19 protein-coding genes and 1 pseudogene are annotated in these 21,642 nt (G+C 45.7%); 6 read left to right on the top strand and 14 right to left on the bottom strand.

Annotation, left to right across the window (positions count from 1 at the left end):
- Positions 1–83: 83 nt before the first annotated feature.
- From DWX33_RS04765 to DWX33_RS04745, 5 genes are all read right to left on the bottom strand, one after another.
- The gene (locus tag DWX33_RS04765) at positions 84–1,103 is read right to left on the bottom strand and encodes a rod shape-determining protein (RefSeq protein ID WP_005854830.1); all 1,020 of its coding nucleotides are present in this window, start codon (positions 1,101–1,103) and stop codon (positions 84–86) included.
- Between the two features lie 11 nt (positions 1,104–1,114).
- On the bottom strand, positions 1,115–2,638 hold the full coding sequence (gene purH / locus DWX33_RS04760) for a bifunctional phosphoribosylaminoimidazolecarboxamide formyltransferase/IMP cyclohydrolase (RefSeq protein ID WP_122379928.1): 1,524 nt from the start codon (positions 2,636–2,638) through the stop codon (positions 1,115–1,117).
- A gap of 722 nt (positions 2,639–3,360) precedes the next feature.
- Positions 3,361–4,455, bottom strand: coding sequence for an acyltransferase (locus tag DWX33_RS04755; protein WP_122379927.1), 1,095 nt, complete (start codon positions 4,453–4,455; stop codon positions 3,361–3,363).
- 614 nt (positions 4,456–5,069) lie between these two features.
- Entirely contained in the window at positions 5,070–5,420 is a 351-nt protein-coding gene (locus DWX33_RS04750; protein WP_036612916.1) for a DUF86 domain-containing protein, read from the bottom strand.
- The gene (locus tag DWX33_RS04745) at positions 5,413–5,709 is read right to left on the bottom strand and encodes a nucleotidyltransferase family protein (protein ID WP_005854828.1); all 297 of its coding nucleotides are present in this window, start codon (positions 5,707–5,709) and stop codon (positions 5,413–5,415) included. Before DWX33_RS04745 ends, DWX33_RS04750 begins: the two co-directional genes overlap by 8 nt.
- 196 nt (positions 5,710–5,905) lie before the next feature.
- On the opposite strand from DWX33_RS04745, the pseudogene DWX33_RS04740 reads away from it, so the two are divergent.
- The 3 genes and pseudogenes from DWX33_RS04740 to DWX33_RS04730 all read left to right on the top strand — a co-directional run.
- Positions 5,906–6,400 (top strand): annotated as a pseudogene (locus DWX33_RS04740) (Bro-N domain-containing protein); the annotation flags it as partial.
- A gap of 160 nt (positions 6,401–6,560) precedes the next feature.
- A complete protein-coding gene (locus DWX33_RS04735) occupies positions 6,561–8,177 on the top strand; it encodes an ABC-F family ATP-binding cassette domain-containing protein (protein WP_005864892.1) in 1,617 nt (538 codons plus the stop codon).
- Positions 8,174–10,042, top strand: a complete 1,869-nt coding sequence (locus DWX33_RS04730) for an LTA synthase family protein (RefSeq protein WP_005864890.1) — start codon at positions 8,174–8,176, stop codon at positions 10,040–10,042. Before DWX33_RS04735 ends, DWX33_RS04730 begins: the two co-directional genes overlap by 4 nt.
- Positions 10,043–10,105: 63 nt before the next feature.
- On the opposite strand, the gene rny is transcribed toward DWX33_RS04730, so the two are convergent.
- The 9 genes from rny to hpt form a co-directional block, all read right to left on the bottom strand.
- Positions 10,106–11,644 (bottom strand): ribonuclease Y, encoded by a 1,539-nt coding sequence (rny, locus tag DWX33_RS04725; protein WP_005854819.1) that lies wholly within the window; start codon positions 11,642–11,644, stop codon positions 10,106–10,108.
- A gap of 107 nt (positions 11,645–11,751) precedes the next feature.
- Entirely contained in the window at positions 11,752–12,042 is a 291-nt protein-coding gene (locus DWX33_RS04720; protein WP_005864888.1) for a cell division protein ZapA, read from the bottom strand.
- A 5-nt stretch (positions 12,043–12,047) separates the two neighbouring features.
- Positions 12,048–12,341: a hypothetical protein gene (locus tag DWX33_RS04715; RefSeq protein WP_122379926.1), complete on the bottom strand. Its 294-nt coding sequence runs from the start codon at positions 12,339–12,341 to the stop codon at positions 12,048–12,050.
- A 150-nt stretch (positions 12,342–12,491) separates the two neighbouring features.
- Positions 12,492–12,692: a winged helix-turn-helix domain-containing protein gene (locus DWX33_RS04710; RefSeq protein ID WP_005854813.1), complete on the bottom strand. Its 201-nt coding sequence runs from the start codon at positions 12,690–12,692 to the stop codon at positions 12,492–12,494.
- Between the two features lie 122 nt (positions 12,693–12,814).
- A complete protein-coding gene (locus DWX33_RS04705) occupies positions 12,815–13,504 on the bottom strand; it encodes a B3/4 domain-containing protein (protein ID WP_005854811.1) in 690 nt (229 codons plus the stop codon).
- 27 nt (positions 13,505–13,531) lie between these two features.
- Positions 13,532–14,359, bottom strand: coding sequence for a peptidoglycan editing factor PgeF (gene pgeF / locus DWX33_RS04700; protein WP_005864883.1), 828 nt, complete (start codon positions 14,357–14,359; stop codon positions 13,532–13,534).
- Positions 14,331–15,491 carry a GTPase ObgE gene (gene obgE / locus DWX33_RS04695; protein WP_005864880.1) on the bottom strand — a complete coding sequence of 387 codons (1,161 nt, stop codon included), beginning with the start codon at positions 15,489–15,491 and terminating at the stop codon, positions 14,331–14,333. Before obgE ends, pgeF begins: the two co-directional genes overlap by 29 nt.
- Before the next feature lie 15 nt (positions 15,492–15,506).
- Positions 15,507–16,079 (bottom strand): adenylate kinase, encoded by a 573-nt coding sequence (locus DWX33_RS04690; protein WP_005854805.1) that lies wholly within the window; start codon positions 16,077–16,079, stop codon positions 15,507–15,509.
- 36 nt (positions 16,080–16,115) lie between these two features.
- On the bottom strand, positions 16,116–16,652 hold the full coding sequence (gene hpt / locus DWX33_RS04685) for a hypoxanthine phosphoribosyltransferase (protein ID WP_010183721.1): 537 nt from the start codon (positions 16,650–16,652) through the stop codon (positions 16,116–16,118).
- 123 nt (positions 16,653–16,775) lie between these two features.
- On the opposite strand from hpt, the gene DWX33_RS04680 reads away from it, so the two are divergent.
- From DWX33_RS04680 to DWX33_RS04665, 3 genes are all read left to right on the top strand, one after another.
- Positions 16,776–18,287, top strand: a complete 1,512-nt coding sequence (locus DWX33_RS04680; RefSeq protein WP_122379925.1) for an NAD(P)H-hydrate dehydratase — start codon at positions 16,776–16,778, stop codon at positions 18,285–18,287.
- Positions 18,288–18,826: 539 nt separating this feature from the next.
- Positions 18,827–20,095, top strand: coding sequence for a DUF1080 domain-containing protein (locus tag DWX33_RS04670; RefSeq protein WP_048927652.1), 1,269 nt, complete (start codon positions 18,827–18,829; stop codon positions 20,093–20,095).
- Between the two features lie 29 nt (positions 20,096–20,124).
- Positions 20,125–21,639: a Gfo/Idh/MocA family oxidoreductase gene (locus DWX33_RS04665; protein WP_005854795.1), complete on the top strand. Its 1,515-nt coding sequence runs from the start codon at positions 20,125–20,127 to the stop codon at positions 21,637–21,639.
- The last annotated feature ends 3 nt before the right edge of the window (positions 21,640–21,642 follow it).

Genomic DNA, 21,642 nt, shown 5'->3' with positions numbered 1-21,642 from the left:
TTGAGAATTGAAAATTGAAAAGAACTAGACCTATCGGCTCGCTAATTTTCAACTTTCAATTCTCAATTCCCAATTATTTACTCTTATCGGATTAAGAAATTAAACTTCTCAATATTCTTCAAAGCGACTCCCGTACCTTTCGCCACGGCATGCAACGGATCCTCGGCGATATGGAACTGGATATTCATCTTATCCCGCAAGCGCTTATCCAAACCGCGAAGCATAGCGCCACCGCCAGCCAAATAGATACCGTTTTTCACGATATCGGCATATAACTCGGGAGGGGTTTGCTCCAAGGCACTCAAGATAGCCGCCTCGATCTTCGAGATAGACTTATCCAGACAGTGGGCGATCTCCTGATAAGAGACGGGTACCTCCATCGGTAAGGCAGTCATCTGATTCGGGCCGTGAACCACGTAATCCTCCGGAGCGTCTTCCAATACCGTAAGCGCGGAACCCACGTTGATCTTGATACGCTCGGCCATACGCTCACTCACCTTCACGTTGTGTTGGCGACGCATATACTCCACGATATCAGCCGTTAAATCGTCACCCGCCATACGGATTGATTTATTCGACACGATACCACCTAAGGATATGACAGCGATCTCGGTAGTACCACCGCCTATATCCACGATCATATTACCCTCGGGGGCCAAGACATCTATACCGACACCGATAGCGGCAGCCATCGGCTCAAAAACCATGTACACATCACGTCCACCGGCATGCTCGGCAGAGTCTCGCACGGCACGTATCTCTACCTCCGTACTACCTGAAGGGATACCGATCACCATACGTAAGGACGGAGCGAACCAGCGCTTCCTTCCGCTCGCCATCTTGATAAAGCCGCGAATCATTTGCTCGGCAGCGTAGAAATCCGCGATAACTCCCTCACGAAGCGGTCGTACGGTACGAATATTCGGGTGCGTCTTCTCGTACATCTCACGGGCCACCTTACCGACAGCCAGCACCTTGTCCGAGCGAGCATCCAAAGCAATCACCGAAGGTTCGTCTACCACCATCTTATCATTACACGTGATAATGGTATTAGCGGTACCCAAATCTATGGCAACTTCTTGTGTGAAAGAAAACAATCCCATTAGTCTTATTATTAATGTTTAAAATGACGAACACCTGTCTTCACCATAGCCAAACCATGTTGGTTACAGTACTCGACAGACAACTTATCATTGATAGAGCCTCCCGGCTGGATTACGGCCGTGATACCTGCTTGGTCTGCGATCTCAACGCAATCGGGGAACGGGAAGAAAGCGTCGGAAGCCATCACGGCGCCATTCAAGTCGAAGCCGAATGATTTAGCCTTCTCTATGGCTTGTCTCAAAGAGTCCACACGAGAGGTCTGCCCGATACCGCTGGCGCAAAGCTGCTTGTTCTTCACCAAAGTGATCGCATTGGACTTGCTGTTCTTCACGATCTTGTTGGCGAACAACAGGTCCTCAACCTCCGAGGCTGTCGGCTGCTTATCCGTCATAGGCTCCAAATCAGCCTTCCCTTGGATACTCAAGTCCTTCTCCTGCATCAAGACACCATTCAATAAAGAACGGAACTGCATCGGGCAAGTCTTGCAATCCTTACGGATCAAGATGATACGGTTCTTCTTCTGTTGAAGTACCTCCAGCGCGTCAGCGTCGTAAGCCGGGGCGATAATCACCTCGAAGAAGATCTTATGGATCTCCTCGGCCACTTCCTTGTTAATCGTAGTATTCGTGATCAAGATGCCACCGAAAGCGGAAACCGGGTCACCGGCCAAAGCCTCTTTCCAAGCCTCAACCACATTACCGCAGGAAGCGATACCGCAAGCGTTATTATGTTTTAAGATAGCGAACGTCAGCTCGTCGAACTCATCGATCAAGTTCACGGCAGCGTCGATATCCAATAAGTTGTTGTAAGAAATCTCTTTTCCATGGATTTGATCGAACATATCGTTAAACTTACCATAGAACTTAGCGGCTTGATGAGGATTCTCGCCATAACGCAAATGCATCGGGCTATCTACCGTAGCACGGAAATGGGAACCTTCGCGGCCATCAAAATAATTGAAGATAGCGGAGTCGTAACCCGAGGAAACGGCGAACGCCTCTTTGGCGAACCATCTACGATCCTCGATGCTTGTCTCAGCGCCCTTCTCGTTCAAAAGATCCATCAACGGCTGGTATTGAGCCTTGGAAGCTACGATTACCACATCCTTGAAGTTCTTCGCGGCGGCACGTATCAAAGAGATACCGCCTATATCTATTTTCTCAATAATTGCTTGTTCCTCAGCGCCGGAAGCGACAGTCTCCTCGAAAGGATATAGGTCAACGATAACCAAGTCAATCTCCGGGATCTCATATTCAGCTAATTGTTTCTGGTCATTCTCGTTCTCACGGCGAGCCAAGATACCACCGAATACCTTCGGATGAAGCGTCTTCACACGACCGCCCAAAATAGACGGATAAGAAGTCAAGTCCTCTACCGCATCACAAGGCAAACCCAATGACTCGATAAATGATTGAGTACCACCTGTTGATACAAAGCTCACACCCTCGCTATGCAATTTCTTTAGGATTTCGTCCAGCCCGTCTTTGTGAAACACAGAGACCAAGGCACGTTTCATTCGTTTCGTTGCAGCCATCTTTCTATTTTCGTTTACTTTAATGTTTTAGAGCACAAAAGTAGATATTTATTTCCAATCCAGCCTTATTATTCATATAAAAACAAGGCAACCATACCAAATTTCATCCATAGCCAAAGAAACATGAATCCATCGCACATGATACGGGAGACGGGGCACGCCCCGTCTCTACAACCTATGACATTGCCCTAAAATAATGAGATTTCCTTTGTTAATAATAGAAGATCGCCCAATTTGACATTCTGACATTTTGTATTCTAAAGCTCCAGAGAATCGAATATTTCGCCCCAGAGTACAGTCGGTTTCCATATTTGAGAATAAAAATCAGCAATTAGTTATCTTTCAAGGACATATCATTTTTGGAGCTTTTATTCTAGCGAGGATTCCCGTCTCTTATCACCCTCAAACATACAAACAATAGACTTCTTATTCGAAAACAATAGACTTTTCACTCGAAAACAATAGTGTTTCGCTCCGAAAACAATAGCATTCGCAGTCGAAAGCAACTAACAACGCCGCCGTAAACACCCTACAACTGGATCGTAACAACCTTACAATGCCTATCCGCAGACCCGAAAACCGGTAAAAACCGACCTTTTTCGCTCTCCTTTCCCTCCAGTTCACCCTGCCTATAAAAAGGCATTGTCAGCGTAAAACGCCAATCCTGACCAAATAGTCATAACAAAGCGCCTCCCACTGACAAGTCATCACCCCACAGAAAGCTATCGGCCTCCCGTGATTGCAGAGAGAAGCCTAGGTAGGAAGCGCCGAAGCATGGCATAGAAAGCCAAGCAGATCAAAATAGCTCCCAAAGCAACCCCGAAGTAAATCCCAATAATCGCCCATTCCGCAGAAGACCGGAAGAACCATAATATCAATCGATATATAAAGATCTGCACGATTACATGGGACGCAAAGACAAAGAAACTAGCCCCCTCCAAGAAGGAGTTAGTCCGCCAAAGAGCCTTTTCCAATCCATACGCAGAAAGAGAGATCGCAAAGACACAGCCCACAAGAATGCCTACATTATGCACATAAACATTCCATCCTAATTCCTTTGAAAGAAGATCCGCTAAAGCCAAAACCACATAAAGCAATGCCGCCCCCCGTAATAAAGGACGCATCTCCACTACAAAATTCCGCCGATGCACGCTATAGAAAGCACCAAGCGAGAAAAAGAACCAAGCGTTCGGACTTAAACCCGGCGTACTGGCCCCATCGTAAATGAGCCAAAGAAAGCCAAGTAGCGCTAACGCATATTGCCGTAAATAGCGTACCATAGCATACACCAATGGCGAGAATACCACCAATACCATCAAATCACGGATAAACCACAACGGATAGTTGATCGGCATCGGCATTCCTCCCGGCTCACTAGGTTCTCTCGCCCAAAAGATATCCCACCAATCACACCATCCGTAATCCAGCACAGGTTTAACCTCACCGGAAAGCACAGATGGAAACAAAAGTTCTATCAAGAGGTGCAAACCCACCAATGCTCCATTCCAAAATAGATAAGGCAACAGCAAGGTTTGTGCCCGCTTTCGCAATTTAGAGCCATACATAGGCCAACTAAAGGAACTCTTATAAAAGAACAGATAACCGGATATCAAGAAAAAAAGGGGTACGGCAGTACGTGCCAGCACTTGAGAAAACAGGTCCGCTATTAATTTATAAATGGGATATTCATCCATTACGGGAACCTTAACACCACCTATCGGCAATTCTTTATAATAGCAATGTATCAATACCACCCCCACGATCAAGGGAAAGCGCAAAAAGGCAATCGTCTTCGATTGCAACTCATCATTTGTCATCGTAAAAAGATTCGTTTTTAAATTGTTTGAAACTAAAAGTGCGCCACGCTCTGCATCTCCATCCAACAGGGAAAAGAATGCAAAAGCGTGTCGCACCCATTTCGAAACAAAATAAAACGGGGGCGCATCCACCTTTACCTTTCTCTGGGCTTTAAGAATAAAATTGGTCGTTTTTCTTCCGGAGAAATGCGGCGAAGCATAAATTAAGGAAATAAGGAAAGAATGGGTTTAAATCATAGGCTATACTATTATGGGGTTAATAAATAAGAGGCATAAGGACACAAAAAAGGTGTGAACCCTACTTATTCAGAACGTAGAAGGTACGACCAAGCACCCAAGCCCAAACCAAATAAGCACTAGGAACACACCCCGTTTGGGTGTACTCGCTAACGAACTTATTTCTTCTTGAGCTTTATTATTTGGTCGTTTTACTACATTAAGAAATAAATAGCAAATACTAATATGTCAATCTCTTATATCTCTATCGTTTACTCTCTGTTTCTTATTATTTCGTTTTTATATTCGCCGCAAATATACGACATAAAACTGTTCCATGCTAGATAAGCACCTACGAAATAGCAGGGTTTCTAAACATATCTAACACAACAACTCTCTCAACGACTCTGTTCTTTCTCTATCACCGCTTCTATTTGAGGTTGCAATTTTGGAATAATATTCTTTGCCACATCCCAAACAATCAGATAATTAACACCCATATAGTCATGAATCAACCGATCTCTCATTCCAGCCATATGTTTCCATTGAATGTCACTCCATTGATATTTAACATCTGCGGGAATTTTCTTAGTCGCTTCACCGACAATCTCCAAACTACGGCAAACCGCCCTCTTTAACGTTTCATCCGAAAGAAATTGATACATAGGCAGATCATCCGTAACTACAGAAAGGATGTAGTTACATTCCTCCAATATATGCAGCAAATAAGCGATAGGGGTCTTACACATATTCTACCTCCTTTAATATCTGCTGGCCAATAAAAGGGCTTAACCCTTTAAGGGTGACTATGTCCACTTTCAATCTGTCAAAAAGCTTCTCTAATATCTCACAAGCCAAAAGGAAATTGGAATAAGTCTCTTTATCATCCTCAAAGTCGATCAATATATCCACATCACTACTTTCCGTATTGCTCTCACGAACAGTAGAGCCAAAAAGCCCCAACTGCTTTACACCGCAACTCTGCGACAAAGGCTGCTTTGCTTTCCGAAGAAGAGATATGACAGATTGTTTATTCATTACACAATTGGATATTAATGTATAATGCAAAGATAAGCAATATTTTTCGTACCTTCTCATTTAAACCGCGTATCGTTTGCTTAAATGAGATTAATATACTTACTTTGCGATAAATAAACTTTTAATCAAACTATTAAACTATGGATATACTAAATTCTCATTTACCTTTGTCTATAACTACTCAAAGCAACTACAAATGACACAAAAAGAATCTATCCGCTTATTCGAAGAAAGAAAAGTTCGCGCCATATGGGATGACGAACAAGAGGAATGGTATTTCTCGATCGTTGATGTTATATCTATTTTAACAGATAGCCCCAACCCTCGAAAATACTGGAGTGTATTAAAAACCAGATTGAAAAGAGAAGGTAGCGAGTTGACTACAAATTGTAGTCAACTGAAAATGCAGGCCGCTGATGGCAAGAAATATTTAACCGACGTAGCCAATACCGAGCAACTCTTCCGCCTTATCCAATCAGTACCATCTCCAAAAGCAGAACCTTTTAAGTTATGGATCGCCCAAGTAGCGAAGGAACGTTTGGATCAAATGCAAGACCCGGAATTGTCTATCGAGCAAGCCATGGCCGATTATAAACGATTGGGCTATTCGGATAATTGGATCAACCAACGATTGAAATCCATCGAGATACGGAAAGATCTAACAGACGAATGGAAGAAAAGAGGACTGGAAGCCAAAACCGGGAAAAGCGTTATCTCACCGCTCAACGCCCAAAAGATAATTAGCCTAAAAAAGGGAGAGAACGAGCGGGATGTATGACATCCAATGATAAGATAAACAATATTTTTCGTACCTTTGCATCCTCAATCGCAATTTAATAGGTATACGAAATATGATAACAGTTAACAATCTGGACGTACAGTTTGGAAAACGCATCCTTTTTCAGGATGTGAACATGAAGTTTACACCGGGCAATTGCTACGGTATTATCGGTGCTAACGGGGCCGGAAAATCTACGTTTCTCCGTGTAATCAGCAAGCAATTAGACCCTACCAGAGGTAGCGTTAACCTAGGACCGGGCGAACGCCTTTCCGTATTGAGCCAAGATCACTTCGCGTTCGATGAATATACAGTTATGGATACCGTATTGATGGGACATACGACCTTGTGGGAGGTGATGAGCGAGAAAAACGCCCTTTACGAGAAGCCTGATTTCAGCGACGCCGACGGTATCCGCGTATCGGAACTGGAAGAGAAATTCGCCGAGATGGAAGGCTGGAACGCAGAGAGCGACGCCGCCAACCTATTGAGCGGACTAGGCATCAAGGAGGATTTGCATTATATGTATATGAAGGACTTGAGCGGTAAGCAGAAAGTACGTGTCTTATTGGCCCGTGCCTTGTTCGGACAGCCCGATAACCTATTATTGGATGAGCCGACGAACGACTTGGACCTTGAGACGGTTTCTTGGTTGGAGAATTATCTCTCTAATTTCGAGCATACCGTATTGGTTGTTAGCCACGACCGTCACTTCCTCGACTCCGTTTGTACGCATACCGTGGATATCGACTTCGGTAAATTACAATTATTCGCCGGAAACTATAGCTTCTGGTACGAGTCTAGCCAGTTAGCCCTTCGTCAACAGCAGAACCAGAATAAGAAAGCCGAGGAGAAGAAGAAAGAGTTGGAAGAATTTATCCGCCGTTTCAGCGCCAACGTAGCGAAGTCCAAGCAGACCACCAGTCGCAAGAAGATGTTGGAGAAGCTGAATATCGAGGAGATCAAACCGTCCTCACGCCGCTATCCGGGAATCTTGTTCACGCCTAACCGCGAACCGGGCAACCAGATCCTTGAGGTGAAAGGATTGTCGAAGAGTATCGACGGACAGGTATTGTTCAAGGACTTGAACTTCTTCGTGGAGAAGGATGACAAGATCGTATTTATCAGTCACGACCCTCGTGCCATGACCGCCTTGTTCCAGATCATCAACGGTGAGGAGAAAGCGGATGCCGGTACGTATCAGTGGGGACAGACGATCACGACCTCTTATCTTCCTCTCGATAACTCCAAATATTTCAATACAGATATCAACCTGCTCGATTGGTTATGCCAGTTCTCGCCGGATACTAACGAGGTATTCTTGAAAGGCTTCCTCGGACGTATGTTGTTCTCGGGCGAGGAGCTCATGAAAAAGGTAAGCGTACTTTCCGGAGGTGAGAAGATGCGTTGTATGATCTCACGTATGATGCTCACCGACGCCAACTGCTTGATCTTGGATACTCCGACCAACCACTTGGACTTGGAATCCATCCAAGCCTTCAATAATACATTGAAGACATTCAAGGGAAATATCCTGTTCTCCAGCCATGACCACGAGTTCATACAAACCGTGGCGAACCGTATCATCGAGCTGACTCCTAACGGTATCATCGATAAGATGATGGATTACGATGATTACATCACAGATCCGGCTATCGCTGAGTTACGGGAAAAGCTATATTCGAAATGAAAAAAAGATTATTATTCATACTAATCGTTTTTATCGCATGGCTACCGGTTTTTGTTATTCAAAAACCGGTATTTATGTTTTATCAGCATGCGTTGTCCGAGGCTTGTACCTTCACGGACTTCCTACAGGTTATGCTTCATGGGCTGAAGCTGGATTGTACGATAGCGGGATACCTTACGGCCATCCCTCTCCTATTGACTTTAGTATCAGTTTGGATTCCGGGCGTTTGGCTAAAGAAGGTATTGAAAGGGAACTTCTTGATCATGGGAATTCTGGTATCCGCGATCTTCTCCGTAGATGTGGCTTTATATAGCTTTTGGGGATTCAGGTTGGACGCTACCTTATTCTTCTACCTACAATCGCCCGCCGATGCGATGGCGAGCGTTCCGCTGGGAATGTTCTTTATCCAATTATTGGTATTCGTGGCATATGCGCTAGGTATCTATGCTTGGTTCACCTTCATCCTCCGGTTCGCGCCAGTAAAGCCTAGCTTTCCACCTACGGGATTGGAACAATTGGGAAGTACTTTCGCCATCCTCTTAGCAGGGGGAATATTGTTTATTCCGATCCGGGGAGGCGTAACTACGTCTACGGCAAATGTCGGCATGGTTTATTTCAGCCAGAACCAGTTCTTGAATCATTCGGCGATCAACCCGTGTTTCAGTTTGATAGCCTCATTGAGTAAGCAACAGGATTTTGCCTCACAATTCGATTTCTACCCGGAGGAAAAGCGGAAAGCCTTATTCGATACGCTCATTCAAGCCCAAGACTCCTTATGCCCGGGAGATTCCATACCTACAGAGCCTGTCAAGCTATTGACAACGACTCGTCCCAATATTCTCATTATCATCATGGAGAGTTTCACGGCAAATGCTATCGAGGCTGTTGGTGGTGAGCCGGGAATTACGCCGAACTTGAATCGGCTGAGCAAAGAAGGTGTATTATTCACGAACCTATATGCCAACTCGTTCCGTACCGACCGAGGCTTAGTCTCCGTATTGAACGGCTATTTAGCCCAACCCACCACCTCCATCATGAAGTATCCGGTGAAAAGCCAGACCCTTCCATCTATCGCAAAGAGTCTTAACAAAGAAGGATATACGGCGGATATGCTCTATGGAGGTGATATCAATTTCACGAATATGCAAAGTTATTTCTATAGTTCCGGCTACAGCAAGATAACGGCAGACCGTGATTTTCCCTTGAGCAGCCGTCTGAGTAAATGGGGAGCAAACGACGATATCACGTTCTCGCATCTTTACGAGGATATCAAGCAAAGACCAGTCGACGGCAAACCTTGGTTAAGTACATTCCTGACATTAAGTAGCCATGAGCCATTCGAGGTCCCGTTTCACCATTTGGAGCATCCTTATCTAAACTCCGTCGCGTTTACGGACAGCTGTATCGGCAATTTCATTGATACGTTCAAGGAACTGCCGGCATGGAAAAATACGGTAGTCATCTTTGTCTCCGACCACGGATACCGTTACCCTGAAAACATGCAGGAGTACGGACCTTTGCGTTTCCACATACCTATGCTATGGCTAGGCGGAGCGATCGCTGAACCTAAAGTGATCGATACGTACGCGAACCAGACCGATTTGGCAGCCACCTTATTAAATCAGATGGGTCTCCCCACGGATGAGTTCTCATTCAGCAAAGATATATTGAATCCTTGCGTCCCGCATTACGCCTTTTATACATTCAATAATGGATTTGGCTTTATAGACGAATCCGGTGTTTCCGTATACGACAATGAAGGGAACAAGATTTTAGTAGAAGAACCTGAAAGCGGAAACGAGACCCGCTTGGAGAAAGGAAAAGTCCTATTACAAACTTTATACGACGATCTGGGAAATCGATAACGACAGATATAAAAAAGGCCGACTTACACAAGCCGGCCTTTTTTATTTATATTAAATATATTCTTACTTAGCGTAGCTTACCGCACGAGTCTCACGGATCACCGTGATCTTAACCTGTCCCGGATAAGTCATCTCATCCTGAATCTTCTTAGCGATCTCAGCGGACAAGTTCTCGGTGTCCTTATCGTCAATCTTATCAGCGCCAACGATTACGCGCAACTCTCTACCCGCTTGGATAGCGTAAGTCTTGACAACACCCGGATACGATAAAGCCAATTGTTCCAAATCATTCAAACGCTTGATATAAGCCTCTACGATCTCACGACGTGCGCCCGGACGAGCACCTGAAATCGCGTCGCAAACCTGTACGATCGGAGCCAACAGCGTCTGCATCTCCACCTCATCGTGGTGAGCGCCTACGGCGTTGCAAATATCTGGTTTCTCCTTATATTTCTCGCAAAGCTTCATACCCAAGATAGCGTGCGGCAATTCCGGCTCATCATCGGGCACTTTACCTATATCATGCAACAATCCGGCACGTTTCGCTTTCTTCGGGTTCAAGCCCAATTCAGAAGCCATCACGGCACAAAGGTTGGCCGTCTCACGAGCATGCTGCAATAAGTTCTGTCCATAAGAAGAGCGATACTTCATCTTACCGATCATACGGATTAATTCCGGATGCAAACCGTGCACTCCCAAATCGATCACAGTACGCTTACCGGTCTCTACGACCTCGTCTTCCACTTGCTTCTTCACCTTCGTTACCACCTCCTCGATACGAGCCGGATGGATACGTCCGTCCTGCACCAATTGATGCAAAGCCAAACGAGCGATCTCACGACGAACCGGGTCGAATCCAGAAAGAACGATAGCCTCAGGCGTATCATCCACCACGATCTCAATACCGGTAGCGGCCTCCAAAGCACGGATATTACGTCCCTCACGACCGATGATACGTCCTTTGATCTCGTCCGATTCAATATGGAACACGGTAATAGAGTTCTCGATAGCCGTCTCCGTCGCTACCCGTTGGATAGACTGGATCACGATCTTCTTCGCCTCCTTATTAGCGGTCATCTTCGCCTCCTCGACGATCTCGTTGATGTAAGAAGCGGCTTGCGTCTTTGCCTCATCCTTTAAGGACTCGATCAAACGCTCTTTGGCTTCCTCGGCGGACAACCCGGAGATAGCTTCCAAATGCTCCACTTCCTTCTGATGAAGTTTATCCAAATCTTGCTTCTTCTTCTCCACCAACTCCAACTGAGAAGATAAATTCTCCTTTACAGCCTCTACCTCGTTATTCCTACGCTGTAACTCTTCCTGACGTTGATTCATCGTCAGTTCTCTTTGTTTCAATTTAGTCTCGACAGACTGGATCTTAGCGTTACGCTGTGATACCTGTTTTTCCAAGTCCGCTTTCAAATGAAGAAACTTCTCCTTTACTTCCAGCATCTTGTTCTTCTTTATCACCTCGGCCTCCTTCTCCGCCTCTTGAAGCACGGAGTCGTACTTCGACTTCAGAAGGAAACGCATGCCCAGCCACGCAAGCAACCCACCAATGATGAAGGTTACTATCGGTATGATTATATACATTCCAACCATTTAACTAATAATTTAAGATTCATTTATTTATATACAAAAAAAGCACTACCATCACACGGTCTCACCGTGCAAAGCAGTGCGGAAACTCTCTTCTTACAATATGTATGTTATTTCTTCAGATATCCTTCCAACTCGGTTGTAAGCTCCTGTATCTTATCCGTAAAAGGATTTGTATCATTCCGTTTTTCCAACTCCAGATTATGCATCGAGAGTTGAAAAGCCACCATGGCTAACAAATCTTTCGTATCCACCTCGACCGCGAAATGCTGCCTGTATTGAAGAATCTTGCTGTTGATCTGATCAGCGGCGGCACGTGCCAACTCTTCCTCATGACGTTTGATCGTAAGCGGATATTTCTTTCCGGCTATCACTATATTTATAAGAAATTCTTCGTCCATCGCTTCTATTCATTTAAAAGTGCGATGCACTTGTCTACTTCCCGCACTAATTTTGATAACCGCATCCGGGCGTTCTTCATATCTTCCTCGTTCGTGGAAACAATTCGCGCCGTCAGCATGTTATCACATTTGGCATTCAATCCTTCAATCATATCCTTCGCCTGCCGCAACTCCTCGTCTTTAAGGCTCAAAGCAGCTGTAAGTTCGTCAATTCTACGTTTCTGCTGATCGCATAACGCCATCAAATCACGAACTCTAACCTCAAATACAGCTAACAATCTCTTATGATCTTCGGTCATTTCACACCAAATTCTACACAAAAGTAAGTTTTTGAATTGAATTAACCAACTGTAGACTTAATTATTTTGACAGAAAACGTATGGACAAATAAAAAGGCCGTCCAAAAAAATCGAACAGCCCTCCCTAATTCTTGTAAACGTTCCTCTTGTTTACACTAAAGAAACATACATTTCACCTTCAATCTCCTCGAAAGCTAATTTACCTTCTTTCGCCAACCAACCAAAAGCGGCGTACATATCTTTTTCCGCTTTAATCTTCGTGGCTTTCTTCACTGCCTTAAAACTCATTTTACCGCCTTCATTTAAAACGTTCCATACAAGGCCGGCGTTTGTACCAATTAATTCAATCATTTTATGATAACATTTGATTACTGGGGACAAATTTATAGATTAAATGATTAAAACAAAAGATTATAGATGTTTTTTAGCATAAAAGATGGACATTTTTCGCTTTGTAAACAATATTAACACGGTTATAACGTTATTTTTCCTCTGTTTTCTCGGCATATCAGTTCCGCTTCCACGTTTACCGCTGAGACATATCTTTTTAATAAGTCAACCGAGTAACCACCCGCTTCCAATAAGCCCTCCTTACCGGAATAACCATTCAGAATCATTAACAATGAAGTGGTCGACATTTCAATCTTGGTACGTTCCTCATCGCTGGTAGGCGTTCCGACACCCGCTACTCCATCCCTGTAGACTGGAAGACCGGCGATATTCAATTCACCACGTCCGATACCGTGATAAATTTCCCCCTCTTTTCCGACACCTAGTTCCAATCCGCCTACAATCTTATCCGCGTCAAATCCTCCGATAGAATAACCGCTACGGATAGAAACCAGATTGACGATATCCACCAAGGTATCTATCTTATATAAAGGAAGCCCGCGAAGTATCCGCCGTCTTAACGCCTCGGCGGAAGGGCGATACCGATTCGGGTCTTTCCCCAGACGTTTATAAGCCTGACGGGTAGCGAAAATAGGAGTCCACTTATTAATATCCTCTATCTTACAGGTAGAACGGATGTCCTCCTCAACACGGGTTATTTCTTCCCAAAGTCGTTCATCGGGCTCCGTGTTCTTTACTTGGCAGGCGATAGCCAACACGTGAAGATCGGGGCAAGCCTCCGATATCTCAGATGAAAGAGTGATTGAAATCATGTCTATTATAAGTTTGAGCCAATATAACTAAGATTTTTTCAAGCATATCCCGGTAAGGATCCGGCCGCTTTTGACACTGAGGCGACGAGCGGAGAAATAATCCTCATACCGAATATAAGTACAGATGCCAGCGATCTCTATATGCCCGGAGAGCAATCCTGCCTCTAACAATTGTAAACGGTTGGTTTCCCATAGATCGATATGCGCTTTTTGAGTCTCCGCATTACGTCGAAGAATCCGCTCCATTGGGAAGCCCGCCATTTGAAAAGCTTTTACGACTTCCTCTCCCACCTCAAATGCCGCTTGACTGATAGAGGGACCTATTCCGGCAACCAATTGAGTAGGATCGCAATCGTATGCCTCGATCATCAAGCTTGCCGCCTTACGAGCTATGTGTAAAACCGTACCCCGCCAACCCGCATGGACGGCAGCTACCACTTTACGATCCGGCGCATATAACAAGACAGGGACACAATCCGCCGTAGATACGGCTACACATACATCCGGAACATTCGTCACCAAAGCGTCCACGCCTTCCAAACGTAGCTTTCGCTCTTTATCATTCAGCGAAAGGAAAGACGCGTCGATCGCCAATACTCGATCCTCATGGGTCTGATGAGGTATAACCATATTCTCTAGGGAAATCCCGACCGCATCCGAAAGAAGTTCCAAGTTCTTCCGGATGAAGCCCGGATCATCCTCGGTATAAACGCCCGGATTCATCGAAGCGTACGTTCCCGTACTCACGCCGCCATGACGTGTTGTCGTAAAATGAGAAATGTCGCGGTATCCGCTTAACCCGGAGAACCGCGACACCTCTATTTGCTTATTTTCTTGTATCTTCATCTTCATCATCGTCCCAGTATTCCTCGTATACCTCATCCGGGTCATCCTCGTCCTCATCCACGGGGAAGATGTATTCGTTGTCGTCCTCAAATTCCAACGTGCTTACATCTATATTCTTATGGACAATTCGCTCAGCCTCATGGAAATTCTCCTTATTCAGCTCTTTCCATAAAAGGTCTTTCAACTCGACAATACCCAGTCCCGTGATAGAAGATATAAAGACATACGGAATTCCCTCCGGCAAGTCTTGCGACAAAGCCTCGATCAATTCCTCATCCAGCATATCGCTCTTGGTGATCGCCAGTACACGACGTTTATCCAGCAATTCCGGATTATACTTCACTAACTCATTATGCAAGATCTCATATTCTTTCTTGATATCGTCTGCCTCAGCGGGAACCATGAACAATAACAATGAATTACGTTCGATATGACGTAAGAAACGAAGTCCCAAACCTTTTCCCTCGCTTGCTCCTTCGATAATACCCGGTATATCGGCCATTACGAACGAACGGTTATCGCGATAACTCACGATGCCTAAATTAGGCTCCAACGTAGTAAAAGGATAATTAGCGATCTTCGGTTTAGCGGCGGATACGACAGAAAGCAAGGTAGATTTACCCGCATTCGGGAAGCCTACCAAACCGACATCGGCCAGCAATTTCAACTGAAGAATCACCGTACGTTCCAATGCCGGCTCACCCGGTTGCGAATAACGGGGCGCTTGATTGGTAGCCGTCTTGAAGTTAAAATTCCCCAGACCGCCACGACCGCCTTTCAGCAACATCACTTGCTGACCATCTTCCGTAACGTCGCAAATAAACTCTCCGGTCTCAGCATCGTAAACAACCGTACCGCAAGGAACCTCGATTACTCGATCCTCCCCGTCTTTACCCGAGCTACGCTTCGCGCTACCACTCTCACCATTGGTGGCCATGATATGACGTTCATATTTCAAGTGAAGGAGCGTCCAGTAATTCCGGTTACCACGGAGATACACATGACCTCCTCTCCCTCCATCGCCCCCGTCGGGACCTCCTTTCGGAATGTATTTCTCACGACGGAAGTGAGAAGACCCTCTTCCACCCTTTCCTGAGCGGCAATAGATCTTGACATAATCTACAAAGTTCGATTCAGCCATATTGGTTTATTTCAATTATTTTACGTTATTAACCGCCTCTTTGATACGACCGAAGATTTCCTCGATTGTTCCCATCCCTTTGATGGCTACGTGCTTGCCTTCACCTACATAGTAGTCTGCCAAAGGAGCTGTTTGAGTATGGTAAACATCCAGTCTGGATTTGATCGTCTCCAAGTTATCGTCAGAACGTCCGGATACTTTACCGCGCTCCAATAAACGCTTGATCAACTCCTCTTCCTCTACTTGAAGGTTCAACATAACGGAAACGTCTGTTCCACGCTCGTTCAACATCTTCTTCAAGGCTTTCGCTTGAGGGATCGTACGAGGGAAACCATCGAAGATTACGCCCTTAGCCGGCTTCTTGCTATCCAATACATTCGCCAACATATCAACGATCAACTCGTCCGGAACCAATTGTCCCTTCTCGATATAATCCTTAGCGATCTTGCCCAGTTCAGTCTCAGCCTTCATCTCGCCACGCAATACGTCACCAGTAGAGATATGATCCAAACCGTATTCTTTAATAATCAACTCACTTTGTGTTCCCTTACCTGAACCGGGAGCACCAAAAATAACCACGTTCAACATACTATTGTTCCTTTATTATATATAATGTATACTATTTTATTCCACAACCTTGTAGATATCCTTATATGAGCGGCCCAACTCATCATAATCCAAACCATGTCCCACGATAAAATCAGCGGGTATCTGTAAGCCTACATAATCCGGAGTCAACTCGCATTTCAAGGATTCCGGCTTGAAAAGCATCGTTGCCAATCTTACATCGGCGGCACCCTCGCTCCGAAGCTTCTCCATCACGTAGCTCATCGTAAAGCCCGTATCGATAATATCCTCCAATAAGATCACCATACGTCCGCGAATATCAGCCTGCACCGGCATGATCTCATTCAATATGCCCGTACTGGAAGTTCCTTGATACGAGGAATAACGAGCGAATGTCAGCTCATACGGAACATCCAGCTCACGCATCAGCTCGGCGACAAACATAAAAGCCCCGTTTAGCACACCCACGAATAGAGGATTTTTCCCTTCCACATCCGCTTTAATCTGAACGGCCATTTTAGCGATAGCCGCCTGAATATCCGACTCCGGAATAAACAGTTCAAATTCTTTGTCTTTTAGACGAATTCTGTCCATAAATCTTTCGGTTTTCGAGGGGACAAATGTACAACTTTTTCGGCGATGCACAAAAAAGTGTAGCAACATACCAAAGTTTGTTATACATTTGTAAGCAGAATAAAACCCCAGACATCTAGAATTATGATTAAGATATTCGCTACAGACAAGGTAAAGGAGCTCGACCAATATACGATTCAACACGAGCCAATTAGTTCGATCGACTTAGTGGAGCGTGCCGCTACGACGTTCGTCCATGAGTTTTGCCGGCGCTACTCCAAGCAGGTCCGCATCGTGATTTTCGCCGGTCAAGGCAACAACGGAGCCGACGCTTTGGCCATCGCCCGCCTTTTGAACGAGGAATCATACCGGGTAGAGACGTATTTATTCAACCCGACGGAGCATCTGTCCGTAGAGTGTGAGCAAAACAAGCAGCGTCTGCTCGACATGGAACGGATCGAATTTACGGAAGTGTTCCGTGACTTTGAGCCGCCGACGCTAACCGACCGAGACGTGGTGATCGATGGCTTGTTCGGTTCGGGATTAAACCGTCCTCTCACCGGAGGTTTCGCCGCTATGGTCAATTATATCAACCAATCCGAGGCGGAAGTCGTAGCGATCGATATTCCTTCCGGCTTATTCGGGGAAGATAATCGTAAGAATGACTCGGAGGCGATCATCAAGGCCAGCTTAACCTTGACATTCGGCTTCCCGAAACTGGCGTTTCTTTTTCCGGAGAATGAGCAATACGTAGGCGAGTGGAAAATACTGGATATCGGAATCCATCCGGACGCAATTTATGAGACGGCTTCCCCTTACTCATTGGTTACGGAAGAAGATATATCCTATTCGTTAAAGTCTCGCAAACGTTTCGCCCATAAGGGAACGTTCGGACATGCTTTATTGATCGCCGGAAGTAAAGGAAAAATGGGAGCCGCCCTATTATCCGCAAAGGCATGCTTACGGAGTGGAGCCGGACTATTGACCGTGCATATCCCGACCCGAGGCGAATCAATCTTCCAGACCGCTTTCCCGGAAGCGATGTTAAGTCTAGACGCAAATCCTGATTATTTCTCTACGGTTCCCGAGATAGGTAGTTACTCCGCTGTTGGTATGGGACCGGGACTCGGACAGCATTTAGAATCCGCAGCAGCGATCGAACGTATCCTGCAATCCAGCACAAAACCAGTCGTTATCGATGCGGACGCTATTAATATAATGGCATCCAACAAGGACTTATTCAATAAGATCCCGCCACGGAGCATCCTCACTCCCCATCCGAAGGAGTTCGACCGGATAGCGGGTGAAAGCACGAACTCATACGACCGTTTGATGAAAGCGCAATCTTTCGCCGCCGAACATAAGATTTGTATCGTATTGAAAGGAGCTTATACCGCTATTTGTTCTCCGGCAGGAAACATTTATTTCAATAGTTGCGGAAATCCGGGCATGGCAACCGCCGGTAGCGGAGACGTGCTGACGGGTATCATCCTCGGCTTATTGGCGCAAGACTATTCTCCGGAAACTGCCGCTGTAGTCGGAGTATTCTTGCACGGCACAGCCGGTGATCTCGCCGCCGCTTTCCGCTCGGAAGAGAGCATGATCGCCAGCGACATCACGGATATGCTCGGAAAAGCGTTTAAGCAAATCAAATAAATCCAGCAAAAACAACGGACGTTTTTACTCTCGTTTGTTACAATTACTACCGCTATTCCATATATTATACGGACTTACAGTGTACATATAGAATGGTGGTAGTAAATTTTCATGGTACCCCAACGCCTTTTGCTATCACATTTCAACCTTTTCTTACTCACTCGATAATTGTCAGCGATATCTTTTATGACAAAGCCCTGTAAAGTAGAGTTATTGTAACTTTTAAACATGTATAGTTGTATCCCTATCATTTTATAGAAAAGCTTCAGTCGTTGATACCATAACTATTACAGCAACATTTGGCTACATCATATAATGTATTTAGTGTATCCAAATCAGATATACTGCGTTGGCGATGTTAGTATATATTACTTGGCAAAGTCAGTACTACTGCGTTTGCCGACTAATAAATGACCGATTGCCATACACTTCCGTTAAAATAAATAAAAAAGGAAAAAGAGCTTACGTATCCCTTGCCCCAGAGTTGTCTCATATATAAAACACCGACAAATTTGTATTAACAATAAAGCTATACGTACATGAAAATAACAATCGTATCGTTCGTAATGACAGCTGCTTTCGGTTTAATCGCCTGTGATAACACGAAGCATAACACATTGACCGAACAAGAGAAAGCGGAAGGTTGGGAACTTCTATTCGATGGGGAAACCTTGGATGGCTGGCGGGATTATAACGGAACCGCCTTGACCGGACCTTGGGAAGTTGTAAACGGAACCATCCAAGCGGACGGGCAAGGTAGCGATGCCAGCGGATACATCGTCACCGACAAGGCTTATGAGAATTTTGAGCTTTCGTGGGACTGGAAAATCTCGAAAGGAGGAAATAGCGGTTTATTATATCATGTGGTAGAACGTCCTCAATTCCCGGTTCCCTACGTTACCGGCCCCGAGTATCAATTGATTGATGATATCAATTTCGCGGAGCCATTGGAAGATTGGCAACGTTGCGGAGTGGATTACGCGATGTATTTACCGGACTTCAACACGATAAAAGTACATCCGGCCGGCGAATGGAACAACTCTAAGATTATTTTTGACAACGGACATGTCACCTACTTTATGAACGGGCACAAAACCGTAGAGTTCGATGCATGGTCTGATGATTGGTTCTCCCGTAAGAACAGCGGTAAATGGGCGAACGCTCCTGAATACGGATTAGCGCATAAAGGCTTGATTTGTTTGCAAGACCACGGTTATCCCGCATGGTTCCGTAATATCAAGATCAAGGAACTTCCCCGCAAGACACGAGAGGCTCGTTTATTCAACGGCGAGGACATTACGAACTGGGATAAATACGGCACAGAATTATGGTATGTAAAAGATGGTTTATTAATATGCGAAAGTGGCCCGGATAAACAATACGGCTATCTAGCCACCCGGGAATATTACGACGATTTTGACCTTTCCGTGGAATTTAAACAGGAAGCGGATGGTAATTCTGGCGTATTTATTCGTTCCTTTGTAGAAGAAAAAGATGTAAAGGTAAACGGCTGGCAAGTGGAAGTCGCCCCCAAAGGCTTTGACACGGGCGGTATCTACGAATCCTACGGACGAGGATGGTTGATACAGATCCCGGACGAGAAGGAGAACATCCTAAAACAAGGAGAGTGGAACACGATGCGTATCCGGGTACAAGGAGATAATGTACAGACTTGGCTCAACGGAGAGGAGATGGTAAACATCCGGGATGAAAAGATCGGAGCCGGTCAAGGGCGTATCGCGTTACAAATACATGATGGTGGCGGCATCAAGGTTCTTTGGCGCAACCTTCATTTACAAACATTATAGAATTATCGTTTTCTTAAAATTTAATAGTTATGAAAAACATTTCGAGAAGAAGTTTCCTCAAGACCGGAGCCGTAGCGGCAGCCGGACTAACGATCGTTCCGGGTTCCGTGCTCGGTAAATCCTTTGGCTATACAGCTCCTAGTGACAAACTGAATATCGCGGGTATCGGTGTCGGCGGTATGGGACGTCGTAACCTCGCCAACATGAACACGGAGAATATCGTAGCTTTATGCGATGTAGATTGGCACTATGCGGACAAGACCTTCAAGGACTATCCGAAGGCTAAACGCTTTAAAGACTGGCGTGTCATGTTCGATGAGATGGGTAAGTCCATCGACGCGATTATGGTAGCCACCCCAGACCATACACATGCCGGCGTGACCGCCCACGCAATCACGCTAGGCAAGCATTGCTATACGCAAAAACCGCTTACCCACTCCGTTTACGAATCGCGTTTGCTTACCAAACTGGCGAAGAAATATAAGGTAGCCACCCAAATGGGTAACCAAGGTAACTCATTCGACTGGTGCCGGCAGATCGCGGAGTGGATACAGTCTGGCGTAATCGGCGATGTATATGAGGTACATTGTTGGACAGACCGCCCCATCTGGCCCCAAGGCTTGATGAAGCCGAACGATACCCCGAAGTGCCCGAAGACACTGGATTGGGATTTATGGATCGGCCCGGCTCAAAAGCGGCCTTATAATCCGGTCTATACCCCTTGGAACTGGCGTGGATGGTGGGACTTCGGAACCGGGGCCTTGGGCGATATGGCTTGCCATATCATGGACCCGTTGTATTGGGCACTCGACTTAAAATATCCGACCAGCGTAATCGGCAGCTCGACTTTGAGTAATCTGTACTCCCCTCCTCACGCACAGATCGTAACGTATACATTCCCCGCACGTCCGCCCAAAGGAAATGTCAAGATGCCGGAAGTAAAAGTCTATTGGTACGATGGAGGCTTGATGCCTCCCCGTCCGGAAGAATTGAAAGACGGGCAGATGATGGGCGACGAGAACGGCGGTATCATCTTCATCGGAACGAAAGGAAAGATCATGACAGGCTGTTACGGAATGAACCCGACCTTATTACCGGTTTCCGACATGGAACATTTCAACCAGCCCAAACCGACGATCCCGAGAGTGAAAGGTGGCAATGGAGACATATGGTCTACCAACGCCCATGAGCAAGACTGGATCCGTGCATGTAAGGAATCCCCGGAAAATCGTACGGAAGCCTCATCCAACTTCCAATTCTCCGGTCCGTTCAACGAGATGGTCGTGATGGGAGTCTTGGCCGTTCGCCTCTCCGGACTGCAAGGTTTGCATCGTGAGTTGCAATGGGATGGAGAGAATATGCGGTTTACGAACATCTCCCCGAACGATAAGATCAAGATCGTCACGGTGGATGATTTCAAGGTAATTGACGGAGATCCGCGTTTCGACCGTCGCTTCGCCGAGTTTAACGCCGCAGAGATGGCCAACGAATGGATCAAGCATACGTATAACAACGGTTTCTCTCTGCCGGATATGCCAAGATAAACC

It is taken from the genome of Parabacteroides sp. AF19-14, from assembly GCF_003635485.1.
In the GTDB taxonomy this organism is placed as follows: domain Bacteria; phylum Bacteroidota; class Bacteroidia; order Bacteroidales; family Tannerellaceae; genus Parabacteroides; species Parabacteroides distasonis.
This window is presented reverse-complemented; position numbering and strand designations above follow the sequence as displayed.

Coding starts and splice junctions, on each gene's coding strand:
- DWX33_RS04750 (WP_036612916.1), bottom strand. CDS start 5,420: ATGTGTAAGACCCCTATCGCTTATTTGCTGCATATATTGGAGGAATGT.
- obgE (WP_005864880.1), bottom strand. CDS start 15,491: ATGGCTGAATCGAACTTTGTAGATTATGTCAAGATCTATTGCCGCTCA.
- DWX33_RS04715 (WP_122379926.1), bottom strand. CDS start 12,341: ATGACCGAAGATCATAAGAGATTGTTAGCTGTATTTGAGGTTAGAGTT.
- pgeF (WP_005864883.1), bottom strand. CDS start 14,359: ATGATGAAGATGAAGATACAAGAAAATAAGCAAATAGAGGTGTCGCGG.
- DWX33_RS04730 (WP_005864890.1), top strand. CDS start 8,174: ATGAAAAAAAGATTATTATTCATACTAATCGTTTTTATCGCATGGCTA.
- rny (WP_005854819.1), bottom strand. CDS start 11,644: ATGGTTGGAATGTATATAATCATACCGATAGTAACCTTCATCATTGGT.
- DWX33_RS04745 (WP_005854828.1), bottom strand. CDS start 5,709: ATGAATAAACAATCTGTCATATCTCTTCTTCGGAAAGCAAAGCAGCCT.
- DWX33_RS04735 (WP_005864892.1), top strand. CDS start 6,561: ATGATAACAGTTAACAATCTGGACGTACAGTTTGGAAAACGCATCCTT.
- DWX33_RS04670 (WP_048927652.1), top strand. CDS start 18,827: ATGAAAATAACAATCGTATCGTTCGTAATGACAGCTGCTTTCGGTTTA.
- purH (WP_122379928.1), bottom strand. CDS start 2,638: ATGGCTGCAACGAAACGAATGAAACGTGCCTTGGTCTCTGTGTTTCAC.
- DWX33_RS04690 (WP_005854805.1), bottom strand. CDS start 16,079: ATGTTGAACGTGGTTATTTTTGGTGCTCCCGGTTCAGGTAAGGGAACA.
- DWX33_RS04665 (WP_005854795.1), top strand. CDS start 20,125: ATGAAAAACATTTCGAGAAGAAGTTTCCTCAAGACCGGAGCCGTAGCG.
- DWX33_RS04710 (WP_005854813.1), bottom strand. CDS start 12,692: ATGATTGAATTAATTGGTACAAACGCCGGCCTTGTATGGAACGTTTTA.
- hpt (WP_010183721.1), bottom strand. CDS start 16,652: ATGGACAGAATTCGTCTAAAAGACAAAGAATTTGAACTGTTTATTCCG.
- DWX33_RS04765 (WP_005854830.1), bottom strand. CDS start 1,103: ATGGGATTGTTTTCTTTCACACAAGAAGTTGCCATAGATTTGGGTACC.
- DWX33_RS04720 (WP_005864888.1), bottom strand. CDS start 12,042: ATGGACGAAGAATTTCTTATAAATATAGTGATAGCCGGAAAGAAATAT.
- DWX33_RS04705 (WP_005854811.1), bottom strand. CDS start 13,504: ATGATTTCAATCACTCTTTCATCTGAGATATCGGAGGCTTGCCCCGAT.
- DWX33_RS04680 (WP_122379925.1), top strand. CDS start 16,776: ATGATTAAGATATTCGCTACAGACAAGGTAAAGGAGCTCGACCAATAT.
- DWX33_RS04755 (WP_122379927.1), bottom strand. CDS start 4,455: ATGACAAATGATGAGTTGCAATCGAAGACGATTGCCTTTTTGCGCTTT.